The organism is Stenotrophomonas sp. PI_27 (genome assembly GCF_027854495.1).
Lineage (GTDB): Bacteria > Pseudomonadota > Gammaproteobacteria > Xanthomonadales > Xanthomonadaceae > Stenotrophomonas > Stenotrophomonas pavanii.
On sequence record NZ_JAJNOF010000003.1, the window covers coordinates 106,757 to 129,705 of the forward strand.

21 protein-coding genes are annotated in these 22,949 nt (G+C 67.8%); 14 read left to right on the forward strand and 7 right to left on the reverse strand.

Going from position 1 to position 22,949, the window contains the following annotated elements:
* Positions 1–13: 13 nt before the first annotated feature.
* Both LRM18_RS04675 and LRM18_RS04680 read right to left on the reverse strand, forming a co-directional pair.
* The gene (locus LRM18_RS04675; RefSeq protein WP_206633135.1) at positions 14–1,636 is read right to left on the reverse strand and encodes a carboxylesterase family protein; all 1,623 of its coding nucleotides are present in this window, start codon (positions 1,634–1,636) and stop codon (positions 14–16) included.
* Positions 1,633–2,607, reverse strand: a complete 975-nt coding sequence (locus LRM18_RS04680) for an alpha/beta hydrolase (protein WP_270952431.1) — start codon at positions 2,605–2,607, stop codon at positions 1,633–1,635. Before LRM18_RS04680 ends, LRM18_RS04675 begins: the two co-directional genes overlap by 4 nt.
* 174 nt (positions 2,608–2,781) lie before the next feature.
* Between LRM18_RS04680 and LRM18_RS04685 the strand changes: the two genes are divergently transcribed.
* The 9 genes from LRM18_RS04685 (at position 2,782) to LRM18_RS04725 (ending at position 12,250) form a co-directional block, all read left to right on the forward strand.
* The gene (locus LRM18_RS04685; RefSeq protein ID WP_270951790.1) at positions 2,782–3,609 is read left to right on the forward strand and encodes a 2-keto-4-pentenoate hydratase; all 828 of its coding nucleotides are present in this window, start codon (positions 2,782–2,784) and stop codon (positions 3,607–3,609) included.
* Between the two features lie 40 nt (positions 3,610–3,649).
* Positions 3,650–4,651, forward strand: coding sequence for a TRAP transporter substrate-binding protein (locus LRM18_RS04690; RefSeq protein ID WP_053461757.1), 1,002 nt, complete (start codon positions 3,650–3,652; stop codon positions 4,649–4,651).
* A gap of 10 nt (positions 4,652–4,661) precedes the next feature.
* On the forward strand, positions 4,662–5,192 hold the full coding sequence (locus tag LRM18_RS04695) for a TRAP transporter small permease (protein WP_270951793.1): 531 nt from the start codon (positions 4,662–4,664) through the stop codon (positions 5,190–5,192).
* 3 nt (positions 5,193–5,195) lie between these two features.
* Entirely contained in the window at positions 5,196–6,479 is a 1,284-nt protein-coding gene (locus LRM18_RS04700) for a TRAP transporter large permease (protein WP_053461759.1), read from the forward strand.
* Positions 6,480–6,541: 62 nt separating this feature from the next.
* Entirely contained in the window at positions 6,542–8,086 is a 1,545-nt protein-coding gene (locus LRM18_RS04705) for a family 43 glycosylhydrolase (protein WP_336297078.1), read from the forward strand.
* A 39-nt stretch (positions 8,087–8,125) separates the two neighbouring features.
* Positions 8,126–9,184, forward strand: a complete 1,059-nt coding sequence (locus tag LRM18_RS04710; RefSeq protein WP_019337388.1) for a LacI family DNA-binding transcriptional regulator — start codon at positions 8,126–8,128, stop codon at positions 9,182–9,184.
* 182 nt (positions 9,185–9,366) lie between these two features.
* Positions 9,367–10,215 carry a 5-dehydro-4-deoxy-D-glucuronate isomerase gene (kduI, locus tag LRM18_RS04715; protein ID WP_053506103.1) on the forward strand — a complete coding sequence of 283 codons (849 nt, stop codon included), beginning with the start codon at positions 9,367–9,369 and terminating at the stop codon, positions 10,213–10,215.
* Between the two features lie 80 nt (positions 10,216–10,295).
* Complete coding sequence (gene kduD, locus LRM18_RS04720) at positions 10,296–11,051, forward strand: 2-dehydro-3-deoxy-D-gluconate 5-dehydrogenase KduD (protein WP_270951800.1); 756 nt, start codon at positions 10,296–10,298, stop codon at positions 11,049–11,051.
* A 101-nt stretch (positions 11,052–11,152) separates the two neighbouring features.
* Positions 11,153–12,250 carry a GDSL-type esterase/lipase family protein gene (locus LRM18_RS04725; RefSeq protein ID WP_270951802.1) on the forward strand — a complete coding sequence of 366 codons (1,098 nt, stop codon included), beginning with the start codon at positions 11,153–11,155 and terminating at the stop codon, positions 12,248–12,250.
* A gap of 81 nt (positions 12,251–12,331) precedes the next feature.
* Here the strand turns inward: LRM18_RS04725 and LRM18_RS04730 are convergent, their stop codons facing one another.
* Together LRM18_RS04730 and phhA are read right to left on the reverse strand one after the other, a co-directional pair.
* On the reverse strand, positions 12,332–12,982 hold the full coding sequence (locus LRM18_RS04730; protein WP_270951804.1) for a DUF4375 domain-containing protein: 651 nt from the start codon (positions 12,980–12,982) through the stop codon (positions 12,332–12,334).
* A 31-nt stretch (positions 12,983–13,013) separates the two neighbouring features.
* Positions 13,014–13,907 carry a phenylalanine 4-monooxygenase gene (gene phhA / locus LRM18_RS04735; protein ID WP_270951806.1) on the reverse strand — a complete coding sequence of 298 codons (894 nt, stop codon included), beginning with the start codon at positions 13,905–13,907 and terminating at the stop codon, positions 13,014–13,016.
* 125 nt (positions 13,908–14,032) lie between these two features.
* Between phhA and LRM18_RS04740 the strand changes: the two genes are divergently transcribed.
* Positions 14,033–14,518 (forward strand): Lrp/AsnC family transcriptional regulator, encoded by a 486-nt coding sequence (locus LRM18_RS04740; RefSeq protein ID WP_270951808.1) that lies wholly within the window; start codon positions 14,033–14,035, stop codon positions 14,516–14,518.
* 39 nt (positions 14,519–14,557) lie between these two features.
* On the opposite strand, the gene LRM18_RS04745 is transcribed toward LRM18_RS04740, so the two are convergent.
* Positions 14,558–15,550, reverse strand: a complete 993-nt coding sequence (locus LRM18_RS04745) for a patatin-like phospholipase family protein (RefSeq protein ID WP_049468508.1) — start codon at positions 15,548–15,550, stop codon at positions 14,558–14,560.
* A 234-nt stretch (positions 15,551–15,784) separates the two neighbouring features.
* A complete protein-coding gene (locus LRM18_RS04750) occupies positions 15,785–16,801 on the reverse strand; it encodes a TIGR00266 family protein (RefSeq protein WP_049468473.1) in 1,017 nt (338 codons plus the stop codon).
* Positions 16,802–16,960: 159 nt separating this feature from the next.
* Between LRM18_RS04750 and LRM18_RS04755 the strand changes: the two genes are divergently transcribed.
* The 3 genes from LRM18_RS04755 to LRM18_RS04765 all read left to right on the forward strand — a co-directional run bounded on the left by LRM18_RS04755 (position 16,961) and on the right by LRM18_RS04765 (position 20,949).
* Positions 16,961–19,231 (forward strand): TonB-dependent receptor, encoded by a 2,271-nt coding sequence (locus LRM18_RS04755; RefSeq protein WP_270951812.1) that lies wholly within the window; start codon positions 16,961–16,963, stop codon positions 19,229–19,231.
* Positions 19,232–19,297: 66 nt separating this feature from the next.
* The gene (locus LRM18_RS04760; protein WP_270951814.1) at positions 19,298–20,020 is read left to right on the forward strand and encodes a hypothetical protein; all 723 of its coding nucleotides are present in this window, start codon (positions 19,298–19,300) and stop codon (positions 20,018–20,020) included.
* Complete coding sequence (locus tag LRM18_RS04765) at positions 20,002–20,949, forward strand: hypothetical protein (protein WP_270951816.1); 948 nt, start codon at positions 20,002–20,004, stop codon at positions 20,947–20,949. The genes LRM18_RS04760 and LRM18_RS04765 overlap by 19 nt, the downstream gene beginning before the upstream one ends.
* Before the next feature lie 15 nt (positions 20,950–20,964).
* Here the strand turns inward: LRM18_RS04765 and LRM18_RS04770 are convergent, their stop codons facing one another.
* Positions 20,965–21,804, reverse strand: coding sequence for a phosphatase PAP2 family protein (locus LRM18_RS04770; RefSeq protein ID WP_074725837.1), 840 nt, complete (start codon positions 21,802–21,804; stop codon positions 20,965–20,967).
* 260 nt (positions 21,805–22,064) lie between these two features.
* Between LRM18_RS04770 and LRM18_RS04775 the strand changes: the two genes are divergently transcribed.
* Positions 22,065–22,943: a hypothetical protein gene (locus LRM18_RS04775; RefSeq protein WP_053506740.1), complete on the forward strand. Its 879-nt coding sequence runs from the start codon at positions 22,065–22,067 to the stop codon at positions 22,941–22,943.
* Positions 22,944–22,949: the final 6 nt, after the last annotated feature.

Here is a 22,949-nt window from a genome sequence, read left to right on the forward strand (position 1 = left end):
CACCGCGGTGTCATCACTGCGTGCCGCGCTGCACGAACGGTACTTTTGCATACAGCGCACGTTCGCCGGCACGAGGATCGTCCACCACGCCGCTCTGGCGATCGAACAGCATGGTCTGCCGCCGGGGCAGCGCGTAGGGTGGCCATTGCGGCATTCCGCGATGATTGGGGTCGCCGTTGCGCGCGAAGGCGATCAGTGCGTCGCTCATTGTCGCCGCCAGCGTATGCGCATCCGCGCCGCCACCGGTGCGTGCGCCGGGCAGGCCGGCGTTGTCGAACACCAGCGGGATGTCCAGCGTGTGGAAGGCGCGCAGCCGGCCTTGCTCCACCGGTGAGCCCCAGTCCAGCTGGTAGGCCCAGGTGGGCGCGGCCCCGCTGGGCTGGCGCGCACGCGCTTCCAGTTCCTCCACTGCGCCGCGCCAGGAACGGCCTGCGGTAGTGGCCGCGAAGAACACCTCCGAAGGCGTGTAATGCGGGTACAGGCGCCGATACTCGGCGATCACCGTCTGCGGCAGCAGATCCACGAACTGCTGGCGTTGCAGCTGTGCCGGCAGCGTCTCCCAGGTCAAGGTGAAGTTGGCCGGATCGTTGCCGAGGAACGCACGGGTCTCGTCGCGCGTATTGCCGATGACCATCGGAATGCTGGCCGACTGCCGCGGCGCCTGCGGCCAGAACGGATGCACCGGAAGGGAGACTTCGTCCAGTACCGGCCCGAAGTACAGCGACGTGCTTTCCACCCGCGATGGATCGCGGGCACGGGTGGCTGCAAGCAGATCGGTGGCCGGGACCCGCAGCAGGGCAGACAGGTCCTTTGCACCCACTGCCTCCATTGCGATGGCAGCGCGCTGCGCGGCGGCACGCGGGCCGGCCGCGGTGACCTGCTGCCCGCTCATCGTCCACGCGCGCTGGAACAGGCCGCGTGCCGCCGGCATCGCCATCAGCGTGGCGATCTTGGCGCCGCCCCCGGACTGGCCGAACACGGTGATGTTTCCAGCGTCACCGCCGAAGATCGCCGCGTGCTCGCGAACCCACTGCAGCGCCTGTACCAGGTCGAGCTGGCCGACATTCCCCGACGCGGCGTAGCGTGCGTCGCCAAGTGCGCCCAGGTACAGGTAACCGAAGGTGTTCAGCCGATGATTGAGGGTCACCACCACCACATCGCCGCGGCGGCACAGCGCACTGCCGTCGTACAGCGGATCGCTGCCGGAGCCGTTGTTGAACCCACCCCCGTGTATGTAGACCAGCACCGGGCGGCGGCCGCCATCCCCCAGTGCGGGGGTCCAGACGTTGAGGAACAGGCAGTCTTCGCTGCCGGGGCCTTCCGCGCCGCCCTGCGGTGCGGCCGCGCCATAGTCCAGTGCATCGGCGATCCCGTTCCATGCCGCTTCCCGGCGTGGTGGCTGGAAGCGATGGGTGCCGGTATCGGCGCCGTAGCGCACGCCGCGGAATACCAGCACGCCTTGTTCATGCTGGCCGCGCAGGCGCCCCCCGCGCACGCGGACGATCGGCAGGCGTTCGTCGCGTGCACCGGGCATCGCCGCTGCCGGCAATGCCACCAGCGTGGCCGTGGCCAGCGCCCAGCGCGCGCTGTCGCGCAGGAAACGGCGGCGCTGCAGATCGTCGGGTGCTCCCGTCATCGGCTGCGCTCCGCATCCTTTCCTGCTGTCAGCCATGCCTGCGCCAGCGCTGGCCACTGCGCCAGGGTGGAGCCGGGCTGCAGGCGCATGCCGAAGCCGTGGCCACCATGGGCGAACACATGCAGTTCGTGCTCGACGCCCGCCCTGGCCAGCACCTGAGCCATCACCTCGCTGTTGTGCACGCTGACCACGCGATCGTCGTTGGCATGTATCAGCATCGTCGGCGGCATGTCCGCACGCACGTGCTCCTGCACCGAGTACTGCGTCGCCAATGCGGGGTCAGGGCGCTCGCCCAGCAATCGCCCGCGCGAACCACTGTGCGCATGCGCGCCCATGTCGATGACCGGGTAGACCAGCACCGCCCGTGCCGGGCGCGCGCTCAGCTGATCGATCGCATCGCGTGCGGGATAGACCGGCGCATCGAAGCCGGTGGCCAGCCGCGCAGCCACGTGGCCGCCGGCGGAAAAGCCCATGACCGCCACATTGTCCGCCTCCAGGCCGCGGCGCGCGGCCTGGTCGCGCACGACCCGCAGCGCACGCTGGGCATCGGCCAGCGCCGCCTGGCGGTCCCTGCCCGGCTGCGGCAGGCGGTAGCGAAGCACGAACAGGGTGAAGCCTGCCCGCTGCACCCAGTCCGGCACCAGCGCGCTGCCCTCCTTGTCGATTACCACCCGCTGGTAGCCGCCGCCCGGAATGACCAGCACCGCCTGCCCGTTCGGACGTGGCGGCGCGTGCACGATCATGTATGGCGCATCGATCCCGTCCACGAACCGGTCCGGATGGGCCGGATCGGGGCTGCGCTCAACCACCCGCGCCTTCCGTGCCGGAGCGCTCTGGCCAGGTACCTGGCCGTCCGGCCACAGCGGCAGGCGTTCGCCGGCCACCTCCCCGGCAAGCCGCTGGCCGTCGCGCAGCGGGACGTCGCTGGCACGTGCCGGGGCAAGCGTCAACAGAACGCACAGGAACAGCACAAGAGGGGGTAGACGCATGGCGGACCGGGCTCCAGCGAAGGGTGGGCAGCGTGCCGCAGGCGCCCCGGAAGCGGGTGTGATGCGCTGCGGCTTGCGTGATGACACCGGTTTACCATATACACCTCCTGCAGACGCTGTCGATGGGCAGTGCAACAACGCAGAGGGAGACCCTTCTTGAGCAACGAACACGGCACACAGGGGCAGAGGCCGGCGCCGGACGGTGCAGCCGCCATCGCCCGCGCCTTCACCGATGCACGCCGCGCAGGCAAGGCCCTGCCCGCGTTCCCCGGAGATATCCCCGTCGATCTGGTGGCTGCCTACCACGTGCAGGACCAGGCCATTGGCCTGTGGAGCGATACGGTGGTCGGCTGGAAGGTGGGTTACATCGCTGCCGGGCGCCGCGACGGCTCCGGCGATGAGCGCCTGCTGGGGCCGATCTTCAAACGTCAGCTCTGGAATGATACCGGTGGAACAACCGACATCCCGGTCTTCGTCGGGGGCTTCGGCGCAGTCGAAGCAGAGTACGTGCTGGAGCTGTTGGAGGACGCGCCGGCCGGACAGCTGGACTGGTCCCCGGAACAGGCCGAAGCGCTGCCTGCGCGCCTCTATATCGGCGTGGAAGTGGCCAGCAGCCCGCTGGCCACCATCAACGAACTTGGTCCGCGCGTGGTGGTGTCCGACTTTGGCAACAACAACGGCCTGGTGCTGGGCCCGGAGATCGTCGACTGGACCGCACGCGACGAAAACTCGCTGCGTGCCGAGACACTGATCGAAGGTGAGGTGGTCGGCACCGGTGGCGCCACCCGCCTGCCCGGCGGCCTGCGGGCGGCCTATGCCTTCGCGCTGTCCCGTTCGGCGCAGCGTGGCCGGCCGCTGCGCAAGGGCGACCTGATCGCCACCGGCAACGCTACCGGCATCCACGATATCGAGGCAGGACAAACGGCGCTGGTGCGCTTTGCCGGCTTCGGTGACATTGCCTGCCGGGCCGTGCCGGCGGGATGACCGCCGGCCAGCCCTGGTGAACACGCGCGGGAGGGCGCAGATGATCACACGACGTAATTTCCTGGCCGGCGGCGCCGCTGCGCTGGCGACGCCGATGCTCGCCGCCTGCGGGCGTGGGGCCGCCGGCGACGTGGACGGCAGCACCCTGCTGACCGCGACCGACGTGCACGTGGCCGACTACCCCACCGTCACTGCGGTGAAGTGGATCGGCGAGACCCTGCAGCGTGAGACCAACGGCCGCCTGCGGCTGCGGCAGTACCACTCGGGCCAGCTGGGCCGCGAGTCGGAAGCGATCGACATGGCGCGCTTTGGCGCCATCGACATCACCCGCGTGTATGCCGGTGCACTCAACAACGCATTTCCGCTGACCCAGGCACTGTGCCTGCCGTACGTCTTCAGGTCGGTCGCGCAGCAGCGCGCCGCACTCGATGGCGGCGTGGCCGACGCGGTGCTGCGTGGCTTTGAAGGCCGCGATCTGGTCGGCCTGGCGATCTACGACTCCGGTGCACGCTGCTTCTACAACACCAAGCACCCCATCGTTTCGCCCAGCGACCTGCACGGCCTGAAACTGCGGGTGGCCTCGTCGGACATCTTCATCCAGCTGATGCGCCTGCTCGGCGCCAACCCGACGCCGATGTCGCTGGGCGACACGTTCTCCGGCATGGAGACCCACATGATCGACGGCGCCGAGAACAACATGCGCAGCTTCCATTCCAGCCGCCATTTCGAAGCCGCGCACTACTGGTCGCAGAGCGACCATTCGTATGCGCCGGACGTGCTGCTGATGTCGCGCGCCCGTTTTGAACGCCTCAGCCCGGATGACCGCCAGCTGCTGCTGCACACCGCCCGCGCATCGGTGGCGGTGATGCGTGAGCAGTGGGACGCATCGGAGGATGCCGCGCGCCGGGCGGTGCTGGCCTACGGGGTGAAAGCCAACGAGGTCGACATGGCGGCCTTCCGCGATGCGGCGCAGCCGCTGCTGAAGCACTACCTGCAGCAGCCTGGCATCGCCGCGCTGGTTGACCGCATCCGTGCCGCCTGAGGATACCGCCATGACCGAAACGACGACGTCCACCACCGGACCCGGCCAGCGCCTGCTGGACCGCATTGCCGACATCGCCATCTACGGCGCCGTCGCCGCCCTGCTGGGGCTGGTGGTGGTGCAGGGCTGGCAGGTGTTCGCGCGCTACGTGATCAACGATTCGCCCAGCTGGACCGAGCCGGTCACCCTGCTGCTGCTGGCCACGGCGATGAGCCTGGGCGCGGCCTGCGGCGTGCACACCAACCGCCACTTCGGCTTCTTCCTGCTGCATGCCTACATGGGCGCCGGCCTGCGCCGCGCGGTGGACGTGCTGGTGCAGCTGGTGGTGGCGGTGCTGGGCAGCTTCATCGCGTTCTGGTCGGCCGACCTGCTGGTCGACGGACTGGACATCAAGACCGCCGGTGCCAACCTGCCGCAGAGCATCAACTACCTGCCGCTGGCGGTGGGGGGCGCGCTGATGCTGATGTTTGCACTGAACCGCGCGTGGAACGCGCTGCAGGCCCGCGCCACCGGCGCCGAAGACGCTGAAGGAGATCGTTGATCCATGGGCATCACCCTCCTGTTCTCCGTATTCGCCGTGCTGCTGCTGCTCGGCGTGCCGGTCGCCTATGCGCTGGCCGCTGCGGCGCTGGCCACCCTGCTGTACCTGGATATCCCCAGCATCGTGCTGGTGCAGCAGATCTCGGCCGGTACCGGCTCCGCTTCGCTCATCGCCATTCCACTGTTCATCTTTGCCGGCGAGATCATGATGCGCGGCGGCATCTCCGAGCGCCTGATCGCACTGGCCTCGTCGCTGGTCGGGCGCCTGCGCGGTGGCCTGGGCCAGGTGTCGATCCTGTCCTCGCTGTTCTTCGGCGGCGTGTCCGGCTCGGCCATCGCCGATGTCTCGGCGGTCGGCGGCACGATGATCCCGCAGATGGTCAAGCGCGGCTACGACCGCGATTTCGCCGTCAACGTCAGCATCACCGCCGCGCTGGTGGCCCTACTGGTGCCTCCGTCGCACAACCTGATCCTGTTCTCCGCTGCCGCCGGCGGGGGCCTGTCCATCGCCGACCTGTTCGCCGCCGGCATTGTCCCTGCGCTGCTGATGACGCTGGCGCTGATGGTCACCGGCTATGTGGTCGCACGTCGCCGCGGCTATGGCGTAGAGGTCTTTCCCGGCTGGCGTGCCGTGGCCCTGCGCATCGTCTCCGCCCTGCCCGGCCTGGGCCTGGTCGCGCTGATCTTCGTCGGAATCCGCGCCGGCATCTTCACTGCTGTGGAAAGCGCGGCGATCGCCGTGGTCTACGCCCTGCTGGTGACCACCGTGCTGTACCGGCAGCTGCGCTGGCGCGAGTTCTTCGACACCGTCATCCATGCCGCGCGCAGTACCGGCGTGATCCTGTTCGTGATCGCCACCGCGGCGGTGTTCGGCTGGCTGCTGGCGTACCTGCAGGTGCCGGCTGCCGCCGTCGAGTTCCTGCAGTCGTTCGCGCACAGCCGCTTCATGGTGCTGCTGATGATCGTGGTGATGCTGCTGTTGCTGGGCACCTTCATGGATCTGGCGCCGATGATCCTGATCTGCACGCCGATCTTCCTGCCGGTGGCGCGCGCCTACGGCATCGATCCGATCCACTTCGGCCTGGTGCTGGTGCTCACCGGCGGCCTCGGCCTGGTCACCCCGCCGGTCGGCTCGGTGCTGTTCATCGGCACCTCCATCGGCAAGATCAGCGTCGGCCAGAGCATGCGCACCATCTGGCCGTTCTGGTTCGCCGCGCTGGGCGTGCTGCTGGTGGTCACCTTCTTCCCCGCCCTGTCGCTGTGGCTGCCGGCCGCGCTGCGCGGCTGAGCCGCAAGGAGACTGCCATGCGTGCACTGCGTATCGTCGCCGCCGCCACCCTGTTCGCCGTGTTGCTGCCGGCATGGCCTGCACCCGCGGCGGAGACCGCGCGCGCCCCGGCGCAGTGGGCGCGGGGGCTGGAACACCAGCGCCAGGCGGACCGTGGCGATGGCACGTTCCTCAATCCGGTGCTGGCCGGCGACCATCCGGATCCCTCGGTGCTCAAGGACGGAGACGATTACTACCTCACGCTGTCGTCGTTCGACGCCTATCCCGGCCTGCCGATCTGGCACTCGCGCGACCTGGTGAACTGGCAGCCGCTGGGCCATGCGATCACCCGCAACGTGGGCTCGATCTGGGCGCCGGACATCGTCAAGCACCGGGGGCGCTACTTCATCTACTTCCCGGCGCGGACCGGCGAGCGCCGCAGCAACTTCGTGGTCTGGGCCGATGACATCAAGGGCCCATGGAGCGCACCGATCGACATCGGCCTGGGCGGCTACATCGATCCTGGCCATGCGGTGGGTGAAGACGGCAAGCGCTACCTGTTCCTCAGCGGTGGTGATTACGTGCAACTGGCCGACGATGGGCTGAGCGTGGCCGGCACGCCGAAGCACGTCTACGACGGCTGGCGCTATCCGCAGGACTGGGACGTCGAGGCCTATGCGCAGGAAGGCCCGAAGATCCACCTCCGCGACGGCTGGTACTACATGACCACGGCGGTGGGCGGCACGGCCGGGCCGCCCACCGGCCACATGGTGATCACCGCGCGCTCGCGTTCGATCCACGGACCGTGGGAGAACGCGCCCAACAACCCGATCACGCGCACGCAGTCGGCAGCCGAGCCCTGGTGGTCGCGTGGCCATGCGACGGTGATCGAAGGGACCGATGGGCGCTGGTGGATGATGTACCACGGGTACGAGAACGGCTTCTGGACGCTGGGCCGCCAGGCCCTGCTGGAGCCGATCGAATGGACCGCCGACGGCTGGTTCCGCGCGACCGGGGGCGACCTCGGCCAGCCACTGCGCAAGCCGGCCGGACAGGCGTTGTCGCCGCATGGCATGGCGCTGTCGGATGATTTCCGCGGCAGCACGCTTGGCCCGCAGTGGGCGTTCTTCAATCCGGCGCAGGACGAGTACCGGCGGCTGGGTTTCAGCGGCAACGGCCTGGTCCTGCAGGGCAAGGGCAGCACGCCGCGCGATGCGTCACCGCTGACCACCATCGCCGGCGACCGGGCCTACCAGTTCGAGGTGGAGATGGAGATCGCCCCCGGTGCCGTGGGCGGCGCGCTGCTGTTCTACAGCGACCGCCTGTACGTGGGCGTGGGCAGCAATGGCGAGTCGTTCATCATGCATCGCTACGGCGAGGAGCGCCCTGCCCGGCCGGCGCCGGGGCGCGGCGGCCGGCTGTGGCTGCGGGTGACCAACAACCGCCACATCGTCACCTTCCACTCCAGCACCGACGGGCACACTTGGCAGAAGTATCCGGTTCAGATGGAAGTGTCCGGTTACCATCACAATGTAGCGGGCAGGTTCCTGGCGCTGAAGCCGGCGCTGTATGCGGCCGGCGACGGTGCGGTAACCTTCCGCAACTTCCGCTACCGCGCGCTGGACTGAGCGCGGAGCCGGAATCCCCAGACTTACCGGGTTCAAAACATGTCAGTGCGCAACAAGAACGATGCCGCTACGCCGGCATTGGCGAAGGGCAAGGCAGCCACCATCAACGACATCGCGCGACTGTCGGGCGTATCCAAGAAAACGGTTTCAAGAATCATCAACAACTCGCCGCTGGTGCGCAAGGACACGCGCGACAAGGTGGAGGCGCTGATGCGTGAGGTGGGCTACACGCCCGATCCGCTGGCCCGTGGACTGGCGTTCCGCCGCTCCTTCCTGATCGGCATGGTCTACGACAACCCCACCGCGCAGTACATCGTGGACATGCAGTACGGTGCACTGGATGCACTGCGTGGTTCCAGCTTCGAGCTGGTGGTGCACCCGTGTGACAGCCGCAGCCCCGGCTACATCGAGGGCGTGCGGCGCTTCGTGCAGCAGCAGAAGCTGCACGGGGTGATCCTGGTGCCGCGTGCCTCGGAAGACCAGGCGCTGGCGGACATGCTTGATGAGATCGGCTGCCGGTTCACCCGCGTGGCAGCGCTGCCGCTGGACGAAAGCTCACAGATGGTGGTCACCCATGACCGCGACGGTGCGGCCGAAGCCGCCGACTACCTGCTCTCGCTCGGCCACCGTGACATTGCCCTGGTGACCGGTCCCAGCGCCTACCGTTCGGCCCATGAACGTACCGCCGGCTTCATCGACGCGCTGTCCCAGCGCGGCATCGAGCTGCCCAAGGACCGCATCATCGAGGCTGGCTACACCTTCGAATCCGGCGTGGCCGCTGCCGAGAAACTGCTGTTGGGCAAGCGCCGCCCGACCGCCATCTTCACCGGCAATGACGAAATGGCCGCCGGCATCTACAAGGTCGCGCTGCGCGCGGGCATCAACATTCCGCGCCAGCTGTCCATCGTCGGCTATGACGACAGCCCGCTGGCCTCGCGCCTGTGGCCCTCGCTGACCTCGGTGCGCCGGCATACCCGCGATACCGGGCGCACCGCCGCGGCGATGCTGATCCAGCCCGAAGGCCAGGCCGCGCTGCCCATCGCCAGCGTGCGGCCGCACCTGATCGTCCGCGATTCCTGCCAGCCGCCGGAGGATTGATCCCCTCAGGGATCACTCCTGCAGGTCACGACCTCTGCCCCATCCACCCGATCCGCCGCGCCTTGCCCGGGCCATCCCGGCATCGTGCGACGCAAAATGACACCGGTTTCCTGTCTGGCTAGAATCGACCGTGAACCGCGCCGGGGCCGACCCGTCGGCCCGCCCCCCGCTCTGGAGACGCCATGTACAGCAAGACCCATTACGCCACCCATCCCGATGCCATCCACGGTGCCAGCAACGACCAGCTGCGTGACCTGTACCTGCTCGATGGCCTGTTCAACGCCGGTGCGGTGACCCTCAAGTACACCCACTACGAGCGCTTCGTGATCGGCGGCGCTGCCCCGGTGGACGCACCGCTGGCCCTGCCGACCCAGACCGAACCCGCTTCGGCCGCAGGCCATCCGTTCCTGGAGCGTCGAGAGCTGGGCGTGATCAACGTCGGCAGCGGAACCGGCAGCGTCACCGTCGATGGCACGGTCTACACGCTGGGCCCGAAGGATGGCCTGTACGTGGCCATGGGCAGCAAGGACGTCGTGTTCGCCTCGCAGGACGCCGCCAATCCCGCCCAGTTCTACCTGGCCTCGACCCCAGCCCATGCCCGCTTCGAGACCCGGCAGCTGTCCATCAAGGATGCCGTCGCCCTGGATCGCGGCGCGCTGGAAACCAGCAACGAGCGCACCATCTACCAGTACATCGTGCCGGCCACCTGCCAGTCCTCGCAGCTGCTGCTGGGGCTGACCGTGCTCAAGCCGGGCAGCGTGTGGAACACCATGCCGCCGCACCTGCACGACCGCCGCAGCGAGGTGTACTTCTACTTCGACCTGGGCGACAGCGACCGCGTCTACCACTTCATGGGCGAGCCGGCCGCGCAGCGCCACATCGTCATCCAGAACAACGAAGCCGTGGTGTCGCCGCCGTGGTCGATCCACATGGGCGCCGGTACCAGCAACTACGCCTTCATCTGGGCGATGGGGGGCGAGAACCTGGATTACACCGACATGCACGTGCTGGACATCTGCCAGCTCAAGTAGGCCCCACCTGGCCGCCGTGCACCGTGTGCCGGCGGCCGTCGCGCTGACCCCGCTCGCCCCAATCAAGGAACGCATACGCAATGGCTAATCCCTTCAGCCTGGAAGGCAAGGTCGCTCTGGTAACCGGTGGCAATACCGGTCTGGGACAGGGCATCGCCGTGGCACTGGCTGCCGCCGGCGCCGACGTGGCCGTGGCCGGCATCGCCCCGCCCACCGACACCATCGAAAAGATCACTGCGCTGGGCCGCCGCTGCCTGGCCATCGAAGCCAACCTGATCAGCATCGAACCGGTGGCGCGCGTGGTGCGCGAAACCATTGACGGCCTGGGTGGCCTGGACATCCTGGTCAACAACGCCGGCCTGATCCGCCGCGCCGATGCGGTGGAATTCAGTGAGCAGGACTGGGACGACGTGATGAACGTCAACCTCAAGTCCGCCTTCTTCATCTCGCAGGCCGCCGGCCGCCACTTCATCGAACAGGGCCACGGCAAGATCATCAACATTGCTTCGATGCTGTCCTTCCAGGGCGGTATCCGCGTGCCGTCGTACACCGCCAGCAAGAGCGGCATCGCCGGCATCACCCGGCTGCTGGCCAACGAGTGGGCGGGCAAGGGCATCAACATCAATGCCATCGCCCCGGGCTACATGGCCACCGACAACACCGCCCAGCTGCGCGCCGACGAAGCGCGCAACAAGGCGATCCTGGAGCGCATCCCGGCCGGTCGCTGGGGCACGCCGGATGACCTGGCCGGTGCGGCGGTGTTCCTGGCGTCGTCGGCGTCGGATTACATCAACGGCGCCGTGCTGCCGGTCGACGGTGGCTGGCTGGCGCGCTGACGCGTGAGCCACGGCAGTGCCGGTCGCTGGCCGGCATCTTCGCGAGGCTTCCGCCGTTCATGAGGGTGCCGGCCAGCGGCCGGCACTACCGGAGAACCGCCATGCGCACCCTGTTGCTGCTGTTGCTGCTGTCTTGCACCACCGCGCAGGCGGCGCCGGTGCGGGTATTCATCGCCGGTGACTCCACTGCGGCCGAATACGGCCCCGAGCGCGCGCCCCAGGCCGGCTGGGGCCAGGCACTGCAGAGCTACCTCGACCCGGCGCGCTTCGAGGTGCACAACCATGCCAAGGGCGGTCGCAGCACGCGCAGTTTCATCGACGAAGGGCGCCTGGATGCCATCGCCGCCGAGCTGCGCGGTGGCGATGTGCTGCTGATCCAGTTCGGCCACAACGATGCGAAGTTTGAGGATTCCACGCGCTACACCGATCCGGACCGGGACTACCCCCGCCTGCTGATGCGCTACGTACAGGTGGCGCGCGGGAAAGGCGCCACGCCGGTGCTGGTCACGCCGGTGGCGCGGCTGCTGTACGACTTCGGTTCACTGCTGGACACGCATGGCCGCTACACGCAATCGATGAAGGCCCTGGCCGCGCGCGAGCGGATTGCCCTGATTGATCTGAACGACCGCAGCACGCGCTGGATCCGCGCGCTGGGTGAGCAGGGCGCGCGACCGTACTTCCTGTTCGTGCCCGAACAGAACAAGGCCGACGGCACCCATTTCAGCGTGGCCGGCGCCCATGCGGTGGCCTGCCTGGTACTGCGCGAAGCAGCGCCGCTGCTGCCCGCGCTGCAGCCGGCGCTGGTGCGGGACATCGACTGCGACGTGATGGACGCAGGGCAGGGCGCCGGTGCGACGGGAGATTCGCAGGTCGTGCACGAAGGCACGATTGCGCGCATGCAGCCCGGCCCGCACGGCGGCGGCGGGCCCACCACCGCGTATCCGTTCTTTGCCGGCGCGGCGGACCTGCCCTTCGTGCTGCGCAAGCGCGTGCTGCACAAGGGCGCGGGTATCGGCCTGCATCCGCAGCACAAGGATGAGATCTATTACATCGTCAGTGGGCAGGGCAGCTACGTGCTGGACGGCAGGCAGTACGACGTGCACGCCGGGCACGCGCTGCTGACCCGCAAGGGCAGCCGCCATGCGCTGCAGCAGGTGGGTGACGAGGACCTGGTGGTGCTGCTGGCGTACCCGCGCTGAGCCTGTAGAGCCGAGGCCATGCTCGGCTGTCCTGCCTCCGGTTGATCGCAGCCGAGCATGGGCTCGGCTCCACGCGGGCTGCTACAGCCGCTCGGCGCCGAAGTGCCTCAGCCCGAACCGCGCAAGGTCTTCCGGGCGCTCGAAATAGGCGTCCTCGAAGGCTTCCAGCGCCTGCTGTTCGTCTTCGCTCATCGCGTCGTACAGGTCGGTCGGTTCCTTGATCGCCGGGTCGTTTTCCAGCCGATCCAGCAGCCCGCGCATGCCGGCCAGGAGCGCGTGCGTCTGCACTGCGCCCATCGCCTGCAGCGCGCGCAGCGCCAGCTGGCAGGTCGGGTCGCCCCAGTTGCACAGGAACTGCATGAAGCCGCCGTTGTTGATGTCCGCTTCCATGCGCCACAGCGCCACCAGTTGCTGGTCCTCGTCGGACAGCGCCTCCAGCGTCCATCCGGCGTCCTTCAGCCGCGCCATCGCCGCGTCGTAGCGGTCTTCCCAGACCTGGTTGAGGATATCGACCACGCCCGCCTCGCGCGCCGGCAGCAGGGCCGGCCAGTTCACACCCAGGCCATCGGCGGTGGCGACCCACTGCGCGCGCTGCCCTGCATCGGCTTCGAACAACGCAGGTACCCAGCGCAGCGGCTGGCGGGTGCGCCGGCCATCGGCCAGGGTCAGCAGGATGACGTCGTCGTCGAAGGCGACGTTGGTCACGCGCAGGGCGGCAAACACATCAGTCATGCCGCGCAGGATACCCGCGCGCCGGCCCGCCTCACACGTCGCCGCCGTCGGCCCAGCCTTCACCCGAGCCCTTCTGGAACACGCGGTCGTCGGACTGCACATCACCGGCAGGCAGGTGCGCCTGGTCGGCCAGTGCCGCGTAGATCGGAGTGAAGTCCGGTGAGGTCGCCTGCATCAGCTGTTCAAAGCTGTCGATGACGAAGTAGGTCTTCTGGAACGTGTCGATGCGGTACTTCGTGCGCATGATCCGCTGCAGGTCGAAGCCGATGCGATTGGGCGCGTCCGATTCCAGCGAGTACAGCGACTCTCCCTTCGACGACACGATGCCCGCACCGTAGATGCGCAGGCCGTCCGGCGTTTCGATCAGGCCGAATTCCACCGTGTACCAGTACAGGCGGGTGAGATTCTGCAACGCGTCCGGCCCGATCGCGTGGGCCTTGACGCCACCGCGGCCGTAGGCCTCCATGTAGTCGGCAAACACCGGGTTCATCAGCAGCGGCACGTGGCCGAACAGGTCGTGGAACAGGTCCGGTTCGGCGATGTAGTCGATCTGGTCCGGGCGGCGGATCCACCAGGTCACCGGGAAACGTCGGTTGGCCAGGTGGTCGAAGAAATCCAGTTCCGGCAGCAGGCCTTCGACGCCGACCAGCGTCCACCCGGTCGCCGCGCCGAGCACTTCGTTGAGCTGGTCGAAGCGCGGAATCATGTGCGCACTCATCCCCATCTCGTCCTGCGCATCTAGGAACTCCTGGCAGGCGCGGCCGACCAGCAGCTCGCGCTGGCGCTGGTACAGCGTGCTCCAGGTGGCGTGGTCGTCGGCAGTGTAGGTGTTCCACGGTTGCTCGACGAGCGCGGTGGTGTACACCGGCACGTAGCCCTTGTCGGTCTGCTGGTGTTCGACGCGGCGGGGCTGGGCGAGGTCCATGGGGCGCTCCTTGAAGGGATACCCACGATGCTAGGGCAGGGCGCGCGCAACAGGGTTGCAAAAGTTGCGCCGATTGCCGTTGTTGGCGCAATATCCTTGCGTACTCACCATGTTGCGGGGCAACAATGGCCGGAGAAGTCCAGTTCGATCGCACGGATATACGCCTGCTGGATGAAATCCAGCGGGACGGGCGCGCTACCAACGCCGAACTGGCGGCGCGGGTGAATCTCTCGCCCTCGGCCTGCCTGCGCCGCCTGCAGCGGCTCGAAAGCGAGGGCGTGATCGTCGGCTATGGTGCGCGCCTGGAGCCACGGCAACTGCGCCTGGGCCTGCAGGCCTTCGTGCGCGTGCAGCTGGAAAAGCACGACCAGGCCGCCATCGGCCACTTCGTGGACAGCGTGCAGGGCTGGGATGAGGTGGTGGCCTGCCATGCGTTGACCGGCGACATGGACTACCTGCTGCACGTCTATGTGCGCGACCTGGAGCACTTCTCGCACTTCCTGCTGGACAGGCTGCTCAACGCCGGTGGCGTGGCCGATGCCAATTCCAGCTTCGTGCTGCGCACGGTGAAGGGCTTCCAGGCGTTGCCGTTGTCGCAGCTGGAGTCCTGAGCGGCCACCGGGCATGCCCGGTGGCCAGGCATCAAGGGATCAGCACTTGTCCTTGCGGCCCATCAGCCTGCCCAGGCGCGAGGCTTCCTCGCACTTCGGTGCAGCCACCGGGGCCGGTGCCGCTGCGGCGGCGCGTGCGCGCTGCAGCTGCTGGATCTTCGCGCGGATCTGCGGCATGGCCGCCATTGCGGCCTTTTCGCCTTCCAGGATCGCGGTGCCGCGCTGGCTGAAATCGGCCGCGCCGATGTCCAGCACCTTCGGGCGGATGACGATGTCGGCGCGCGCCAGTTCCTGCTCGCCCAGGCGCTGGCCCATGATCGAGATGGACTGGTTGACGATGCCCAGCATGTCCGTCGGCGCCTTGCCGCTGGCCTTGCTGGAAATATCCACGGCGATCACGAAGTCGGCGCCGAGCTGGCGCGCGGCGTCCACCGGCACCGGGCTGACCACGCCGCCGTCGATGTAGTTGCGGCCGCCGATCTTCACCGGTTCGAACACGCCGGGGATGCTGCTCGATGCGCGCACGGCCTGGCCGACATTGCCGCGCACGAAGATGGCGCGCTCGCCGGTTTCCAGCTGGGTGGCGACGGCGGCGAACGGCTTTTTCAGGCGCTCGGCGGGACGGTTGGCAACCTGCTCGTTGACGTAGTCCTGCAGCTTCTGGCCCTGCACCAGGCCACCGGAGAACAGGCGCACGTCGCGGATGCTGGCTTCATCCAGCGCCACGGCCTTGCTCTGCATCTGGAAGGCGTCCATGCCGCTGGCATACAGGGCGCCGACCACGCTGCCGGCGCTGGTGCCGGCGACCACGGCCGGCTCGAAGCCGTTGGCCTCCAGCATCTTGATCACGCCGATATGGGCGAAGCCCTTGGCCGCGCCGCCGCCGAGGGCGATGCCGATCTTCACCGGCTTGGCCTGCGGGACCACGGTCGGTGCCGGCGGCGGGGTGGGGCGGACCGGCTCGCCACCGCAGCCGGCCAGCAGGCCGATCAGGGCGACGGACAGCAGCATGCGGGGGCGGAACAGGCTCATCGGCAGTGCGCGCGCGGCGCCGGATTCAGGAAAGGGCGCCAGCATACCGAAGCCGTGGCAGGGCGGGCAGGGTGGGAAATATCGCCCATTCATAAAGGTAGTGCCGGCCGCTGGCCGGCAACCATAGGAAAACTGGCAACGGTCCATGGGGTTGCCGGCCAGCGGCCGGCACTACCGGGATGCGCGCCAAGGTGCATGGGGCTGCCGGCCAGCGGCCGGCACGACCGGAGCCGCTCAGAACCGGTTGTCGCCGTCCAGCATCCGGCCCAGGCCACCCAGCACCGAGCCTTCGCCGCGGTTCTGGCCGCCGCCCTGCGGCGCGGCCATCCACATGCGGCCGGCCAGGCGCGAGAACGGCAGCGACTGCAGCCAGACCTTGCCAGGGCCGGTCAGCGTGGCCAGAAACACGCCTTCGCCGCCGAACAGCATGCTCTTGATGCCGGTCACCCGGCGCACGTCCATGTCCACGGTCGGGTGGTAGGCCACCACGCAGCCGGTATCCACGTCCAGGCGCTCGCCGGCGGCCAGCTCGCGCTCGATCACGCAGCCGCCGGCGTGGATGAAGACCCAGCCGTCGCCTTCCAGCTTCTGCATGATGAAGCCCTCACCGCCGAACAGGCCGGTCATGATCCTGCGCTGGAACTGCACGCCGATCTGCACACCGCGCGCGCCGGCCAGGAAGCTGTCCTTCTGGCAGATCAGGCGGCCGCCATGCTGGTCCAGTTTCATCGCCAGCACGGTGCCGGGGTAGGGCGCGGCGAAGGCGACCTTGCCCTTGCCGTGGCCGCTCTGGGTGTAGACGGTGGCGAACAGGCTCTCGCCGGTCAGCACGCGCTTGCCGGCGGCCATCACCTTGCCCATGAAGCCACCGCCCGGACCCCCGCTGGCGGCGCCGAACACGGTGTCCATCTGCACGCTCGCGTCCTTGAACATCAAGGCGCCGGCCTCGGCAATGGCGCTCTCGCCGGGGTCAAGCTCGATTTCCACGAACTGCATCTCATGGCCGACGATGCGGAATTCGATGTCGTCGGCGCGGCCGCTGGCGTCGGCGGGAACCGGCGGTGGGGTGCTGGGCATGCCCGGGGCCGTTGACTGCAGTTCGGGCACCTCGGCAATCGACGTCCACCCGCCCATGCCCTGGCACCAGGCCAGCGCGCGCGGATTGGCCAGCGCAAAGCGGCGCGCGGCCTCGTCATCAAGCGGGCCGATGCGTTCGGCCTGGGCAGAGGCGTGGAAGTACCACTGGGTCATTGCGGCGGCTCCGCGGCGCTGGAAAACCCCGAGTCTAGCGAGCGCGCCCGGGGCCGGGCGACAGGGCCATGAACGGCCGGCATTTGCGGGGCAGGTGCTGTATTGCAACAATTATCTGGTAGCGCCGTTTTACCACCCCTCCAAACACAGCCTACCGCCATGTCCCCGACCCGCACTTCCCGTGGCCGATTTCCGGTCGCGCGTCCCCTCGTTGCCGCTCTTTCCGCCCTGCTGCCGCTGGTAGCAGCCGCCCAGGAAACCCCCGCTGCCAAGGATCCGGTTGCCCTCGACGCCCTGCAGGTGACCGCGCAGCGCCGCGTCGAGAACGCCAAGGACGTACCGGTCGCGTTGAGCGCGATCCAGGGCGAGAAGCTGGACGTGCTCGGCTCGGCCGGCGATGACATCCGCTTCTTGGCCGCACGCGTGCCTAGCCTCAACATCGAGTCGTCCTACGGCCGGGCCTTCCCGCGCTTCTACATCCGCGGCCTGGGCAACACCGACTTCGACCTCAATGCGTCGCAGCCGGTGTCGCTGGTGTATGACGATGTGGTGCAGGAAAGCCCGTTGCTGAAGGGCTTCCCGCTGTTCGACCTGGCCAACGTGGAAGTGCTGCGTGGCCCGCAGGGCACGCTGTTCGGCCGCAATACCCCGGCCGGTGTGGTCAAGTTCGACTCGGCGCGCCCGTCGCAGGACGCCGATGGTTACCTCCGCGTCGGCTACGGCAGCTACAACAGCTGGAACGTGCAGGGCGCCTACGGCGGCCCGCTGACCGACCGCTGGTCGGCGCGCGTCTCGGCCATCTACCAGCGCCGCGACGACTGGGTCGACAACACCCGCGCCGGTGCACCCAACAGCGGCTTCGAGGGCTATGACGAAGCGGCCGGCCGCGTGCAGTTCCTGTACGAAGGCGATGACTTCGAAGCGCTGTTCAACCTGCACAAGCGCAAGCTCAACGGCACCGCCCGCCTGTTCCGCGCCAACATCATCCAGAAGGGGGGCAATGCGCTGGTCGAGAGCTTCGACCGCGACAAGGTGGCCAATGACGGCGTCAACTTCTCCGACCTGGAGACCTGGGGTGGCAGCGCGCGCCTGCAGTGGAACCTCGGCTCGGTAACCCTGCACTCGATCACCGGCTATGAAACCGCCGAATCGCTCAACCGTGGCGACATCGACGGTGGCTACGGCGCGTCCTTCCTGGGTGCCGGCAACTACGGCCCCGGCCTGATTCCGTTCTCGTCGGAGTCGGCCGACGGCCTGCCGCACCACCGGCAGTGGACGCAGGAAGTCCGCGTCGAGTCCAACGAGTGGGGCCGCTTCGACTGGCAGGCCGGCGTCTTCTACTTCGATGAAGACGTGACCATCAACAACTTCAACTACGACTCGCTGACCCCGGGCAATCCGCAGACCGGCCACGTGGTGCAGAACCAGCGCAACAAGGCGTGGGCGGTGTTCGCCTCGGGTGACTTCGACGTCACCGACCGCTTCAAGCTGCGCGCCGGCGTGCGCTACACCCAGGACAAGAAGGACTTCAGCGCCAGCGTGCTGCAGGCCGTTCCGTTCGGCACCCCGGTCAGTGGCCCGTACCTGGCCAACACCGACGTCAACGACGTCAGCTGGGATTTCAGTGGCGTCTACAAGCTGACCGACGACATCAACGCCTATGCCCGCGTGGCCAAGGGCTTCCGCGCGCCGTCGATCCAGGGCCGCCTGGCCTTCGCGCCGGGCCTGTCGCAGGCCGATTCGGAGAAGGTGATCTCGTACGAGGCCGGCATCAAGGCCGACCTGTTCGAGCGCCGCGCGCGCCTGGGCCTGAGCGTGTTCCGCTACAACGTCGATGGCCAGCAGCTGATCGCCGTGGGCGGCGCCAACAACACCGCCACCCTGCTCAACGCCGACAAGACCGTCGGCCAGGGCGTCGAGCTGGACCTGGAGGCCTACCTGGCCGACAACGTCCTGCTGACCTTCGGCAGCAGCTACAACGACACCGAGATCAAGGACAAGAACCTGGCGGTGGCGATCTGTGGCGGTGGCTGCACCATCACTGACCCGACCACGGTGATCAACGGCCAGACCTACGCGCTGGTCAACGGCAACCCGCTGCCGCAGGCGCCGAAGTGGATCCACAACGCGACCCTGCGCGTGGGCTTCCCGCTCAGCGATGGCAGTGAGCTGTACGCCTACACCGATTGGGCGTACCGCAGCGCGGTCAACTTCTTCATCTACGAGTCGCCGGAATTCCGCGGCCGCAGTTCGCTGGAGGGCGGCCTGCGCCTCGGTTACAACTGGGATTACGGCCAGTACGACGTGGCCGTGTTCGGCCGCAACCTGACCAACCAGACCCGCGTGGTCGGTGCGATCGACTTCAACAACCTGACCGGCTTCCTCAACGAGCCGCGGACCTGGGGCGTGGAGTTCACCGCGAAGTTCTGATGCGGTGGCGGTAGTGCAATGAAGAAGGGCCGGCGCAATGCCGGCCCTTCCTTTTGATGCGCGACCATGTCGCAGATGGACACGCCCGCGCTGCGGGCAGCGGTCAAGAAGTGTGAGCGGCGGCAAGAATATGTCTCAGTTGCCGTGAACCCGAGCCCGTGTCGATGCGCTCGGATGGAACAGGCGTACAACCGTAGCTACCGGAATCTTCCGGGCAACCGGGGTACTGCAATGAAGAACAGAATGTCGCGGATGACCGTAGGCTTGGCCATGCTCGTGCTGTCGATGCAGGCATCTGCGGGGGTGAACGCTGCTGAAGCAGCAACAACGACGCTTCCGGACGACCAGCACCTGCACCTGGAGAAGCGGACCGCGTCGATCACCGATCAGCGATCATTCGACGCGTATGCAAAGGCATTCGGGGATACCGATACGTTTCCCCTTTACAAAATGACGCCTGCAGCGCGCGCGCGGTTCACCGCATCGCTACGGTTCAGTGCGCTCGGACTGACCACCTTCGATTACTCCGATCTGGCACGGGAAGTGGGAGCGGCCGATCTCCATCGCGTACTCAAACCGTTTGGGTTCCAGCACCTGGTGGCGGTCATTCCCGATGTCAGGGTCAATTCGGAAGAAGACCAACGGGTTCTGCAGATACAGAACACTGCGCGCAGCCTGCGTTGTAGCGTGGGAGAACATTGCAACGAGGCAGACTATCCCGGCTACAAGTGCATCTCGCACGCGACATGCGAGGAATCAACGGCACACATATGCACGTCCAACTGCTGATCGCGGCCCTGCGGCGCCCACGGGTCATGATGCGTGGGTTGCTCCCGGTCGCCACCACGCTGGCGATGATCCTGTCCTCTCCCTGTGCCGCCGGGGCATCTCTGGAGGAGGGCTATGCCACCGTGCAGGAAACGTGGGAAAGCCTCTCAGGGCCGGACCATGACTGGCGTGAGCGCGGAGCCCAGGTTGATCGTGCGTTTGACACGGGTGTTTTGCCTCATACCGCTACGCTGTCCCGCCTGAGCACACCCGACCTGCGTGTACTGTTGCGGGCGACCCACGCGGCCGCCGTGGCAGGCAAGCAGCCGCACTACTCGGCCATTGCACTGCGCGTGGGGGTCGAGCTCCGCAAGCGTGGTGAACTGCAGCCTGCTGACGCACGCGCCGGAGCGACCATTGCCGTTCTGAGCCGTGATGCCGCTGCGTTGGCCCCGGTATCGCCGTGGCGGGCCGCTTTCAATGGCCGCCCCGTGCCCCGGTGGCCGCGCGTCACCAAGCCGTTCGAGTACTGGACGCCCAGTGCGGATGGCGCGAGCTTTCGCGCGGCGCACGCCGACATGGCGTCGTTGAAGATCATTGTCATCGCGCATCCAGCCTGCGGCTTCACGCGTGCGGTGGCAGAAGCGGCGCGCGCCGACCCCGACGTGTTGCGGATACTTTCAGGAAGCCGCGCGCTGTGGCTGTCCCCGCAGGACGGGACGCTTGATCTGCGCATCTTCACCGACTGGGCCGAACGCCATCCCGATCTGCCGATCCAGGTCGTGGCCCGCCAGACGGACTTTGCAGACTTCGGCTACTGGGGAACACCCACCTTCTACATCCTGCGCGACGGCAGGGTCGCCGCGCGGGTGGTGGGTTGGCCGCGCGGCGGCAACAAAGCAGCCCTGCAGAAGGCGTTCGCCGACGCAGGGATCGCCGCAGAGCCCTGACCCTGGCATCGACCGTTACAGCGCGCTCTGCGGGCGGATCTTCAGCACCGCGTTCTCGGTGGTGCAGTCGCGGCTGGAGTGCAGGCCGGCCTTGCGTGCCGCTTCGATCTCCTTGCGTGCGGCCAGCAGGTCCTTGTTGAACGCGGCGTTGTCGTGCAGGCGGGCCACGGCGGCGGCACCCATGAAGCGGCCTTCGAGGATGTCGCTCTGCCAGTGCACGTTGCAGACCAGGCGGCTCTCGCCGTAGTTGCGGCCACGGGCCTGGATGGCGTCGGCGCGGTCCGGCGCGATCTCCGACAGGATCAGGGCCCAGGCCCAGCCGATCGAGGTGTGGCCGGAGGGGTAGGAACCGTTCTTGCGCAGGCCGTCCTCGTCCTTCGGCGAACAGGTCGGCTCACCGTTGACCATGAACGGGCGCGGGCGCTGGTAGTGGTTCTTGGCCGCCTTGGTCGCCGCACTGGCGTCGATCCGGCTGCGCTCCAGCAGGCGGTACAGCGCTGGGGTCTTCACCGCATCGACGTCGATGTCGGCGGCGCAGGAGAAGTGGTTGGCGCCCTCGGGGAAACCGAGTTCCGCATCGACGCCGGCCTGGGCGAAGCGCGGGCTGCCACGCAGCGCGCGGGCTTCTCGGCTGACCTGCTCGTCCAGGGCGAGGGCAGCCGAACCGGCGACCGGCGGTGCCGGCACCAGGTCGAGGCTGGCCGGAACCGCGCTCTTGTCCAGATAGCCGACGGCCTTGGTGGTGATGTTGGCTTCGACGGCGGTCGGCTTGGTGGCGGTGGCGGCACAACCGGCCAGGGCCGCAGCCACGGCAAGGCCGAGCAGCGGGCGGGCAGGGTGGGAAATCAGCGACATGGACAGGCTCTGGGCAGGAAACACCGCGCCATGATCGCAGCCCCCGCACGACACCGCAGTGACCGTCGGTCATACGGCCAGACCCGGCATGGTCACTGCCATGGAATAAAAACCGTCATCGTTCGGCGTCATTCTCCCAATTCCGGGCGCAGCGCACGGACTTTCACGCGCCTGCACCGCGAGCATCGACACAACGGTGGTCGAGATGCCGTCCAGTTCCAGTCGGGTCGGGGGGATCCGCTGACAGAGGGAGAGAAGCGATGCGCAGCACCGCAACAGGAAGTACCGTCCTGGCCCTGCTCCTCGGGCTGGCAACCGCCCCGGCGCAGGCCGCCGACGTGGTCGGCGTGGCCTTCGTGCATGGCACCGGCGCGCAGACCAATGCCACCCAGGACTACTGGCAGCCGGCGATCATCGACACCGTGCGCCAGGGCCTGCCCAACAGCAGCAACTACGTCGTCATCAACTGTGACTTCACCCAGTACATGTGGAAACCGGAAGCGGCCGGTTGCCTGGCCAACCAGCTGACCGGCTTCATCGACAGCCGTGGCATCACCCAGCTGGTGGTGATCACCCACTCCAACGGCGGCAACGTGGTGCGCTGGATCCTGTCCAACCCGACCTACGACAGCCGCTATCCGAAGATCATCCGTACGGTGCGCAAGGTCACCGCGCTGGCGCCGTCCTCGGCCGGCACGCCATTGGCCGATGCGGTGCTCAACGGCAATACCTTCGAAACCTCGCTGGGTTGGCTGCTGGGCTACAAGAACGACGCGGTGCGCCAGCAGCAGGTGGCGAGCATGGCGACCTACAACGCGCAGAACCTGTATGGCACGGCCGGTCGCCCGGCGCTGCCCAAGCCGTTCCGTGTGGTGGTCGGCAGTGACGTGGAATCGGCGGTATGGGACAGCAACAGCTACTGCGGTGGCTATGCCGCCAATGTCGGCCTGGAGTTCACCCAGAACTGGCTGTCGTCCTGCTCCGATGGCTTCCTGGAGTGCAGCAGCCAGAAAGCTGCCGGCACCACCTGGTTCACCGACAAGGCGCGCACCCAGGGCGCAGAACCGCTCAGCCACAACCAGAGCCGGCGCGAGTGCTTCGGCCTCGGCACCCTGCTGCGCAACGACCTGACCCAGTGAGGGAGA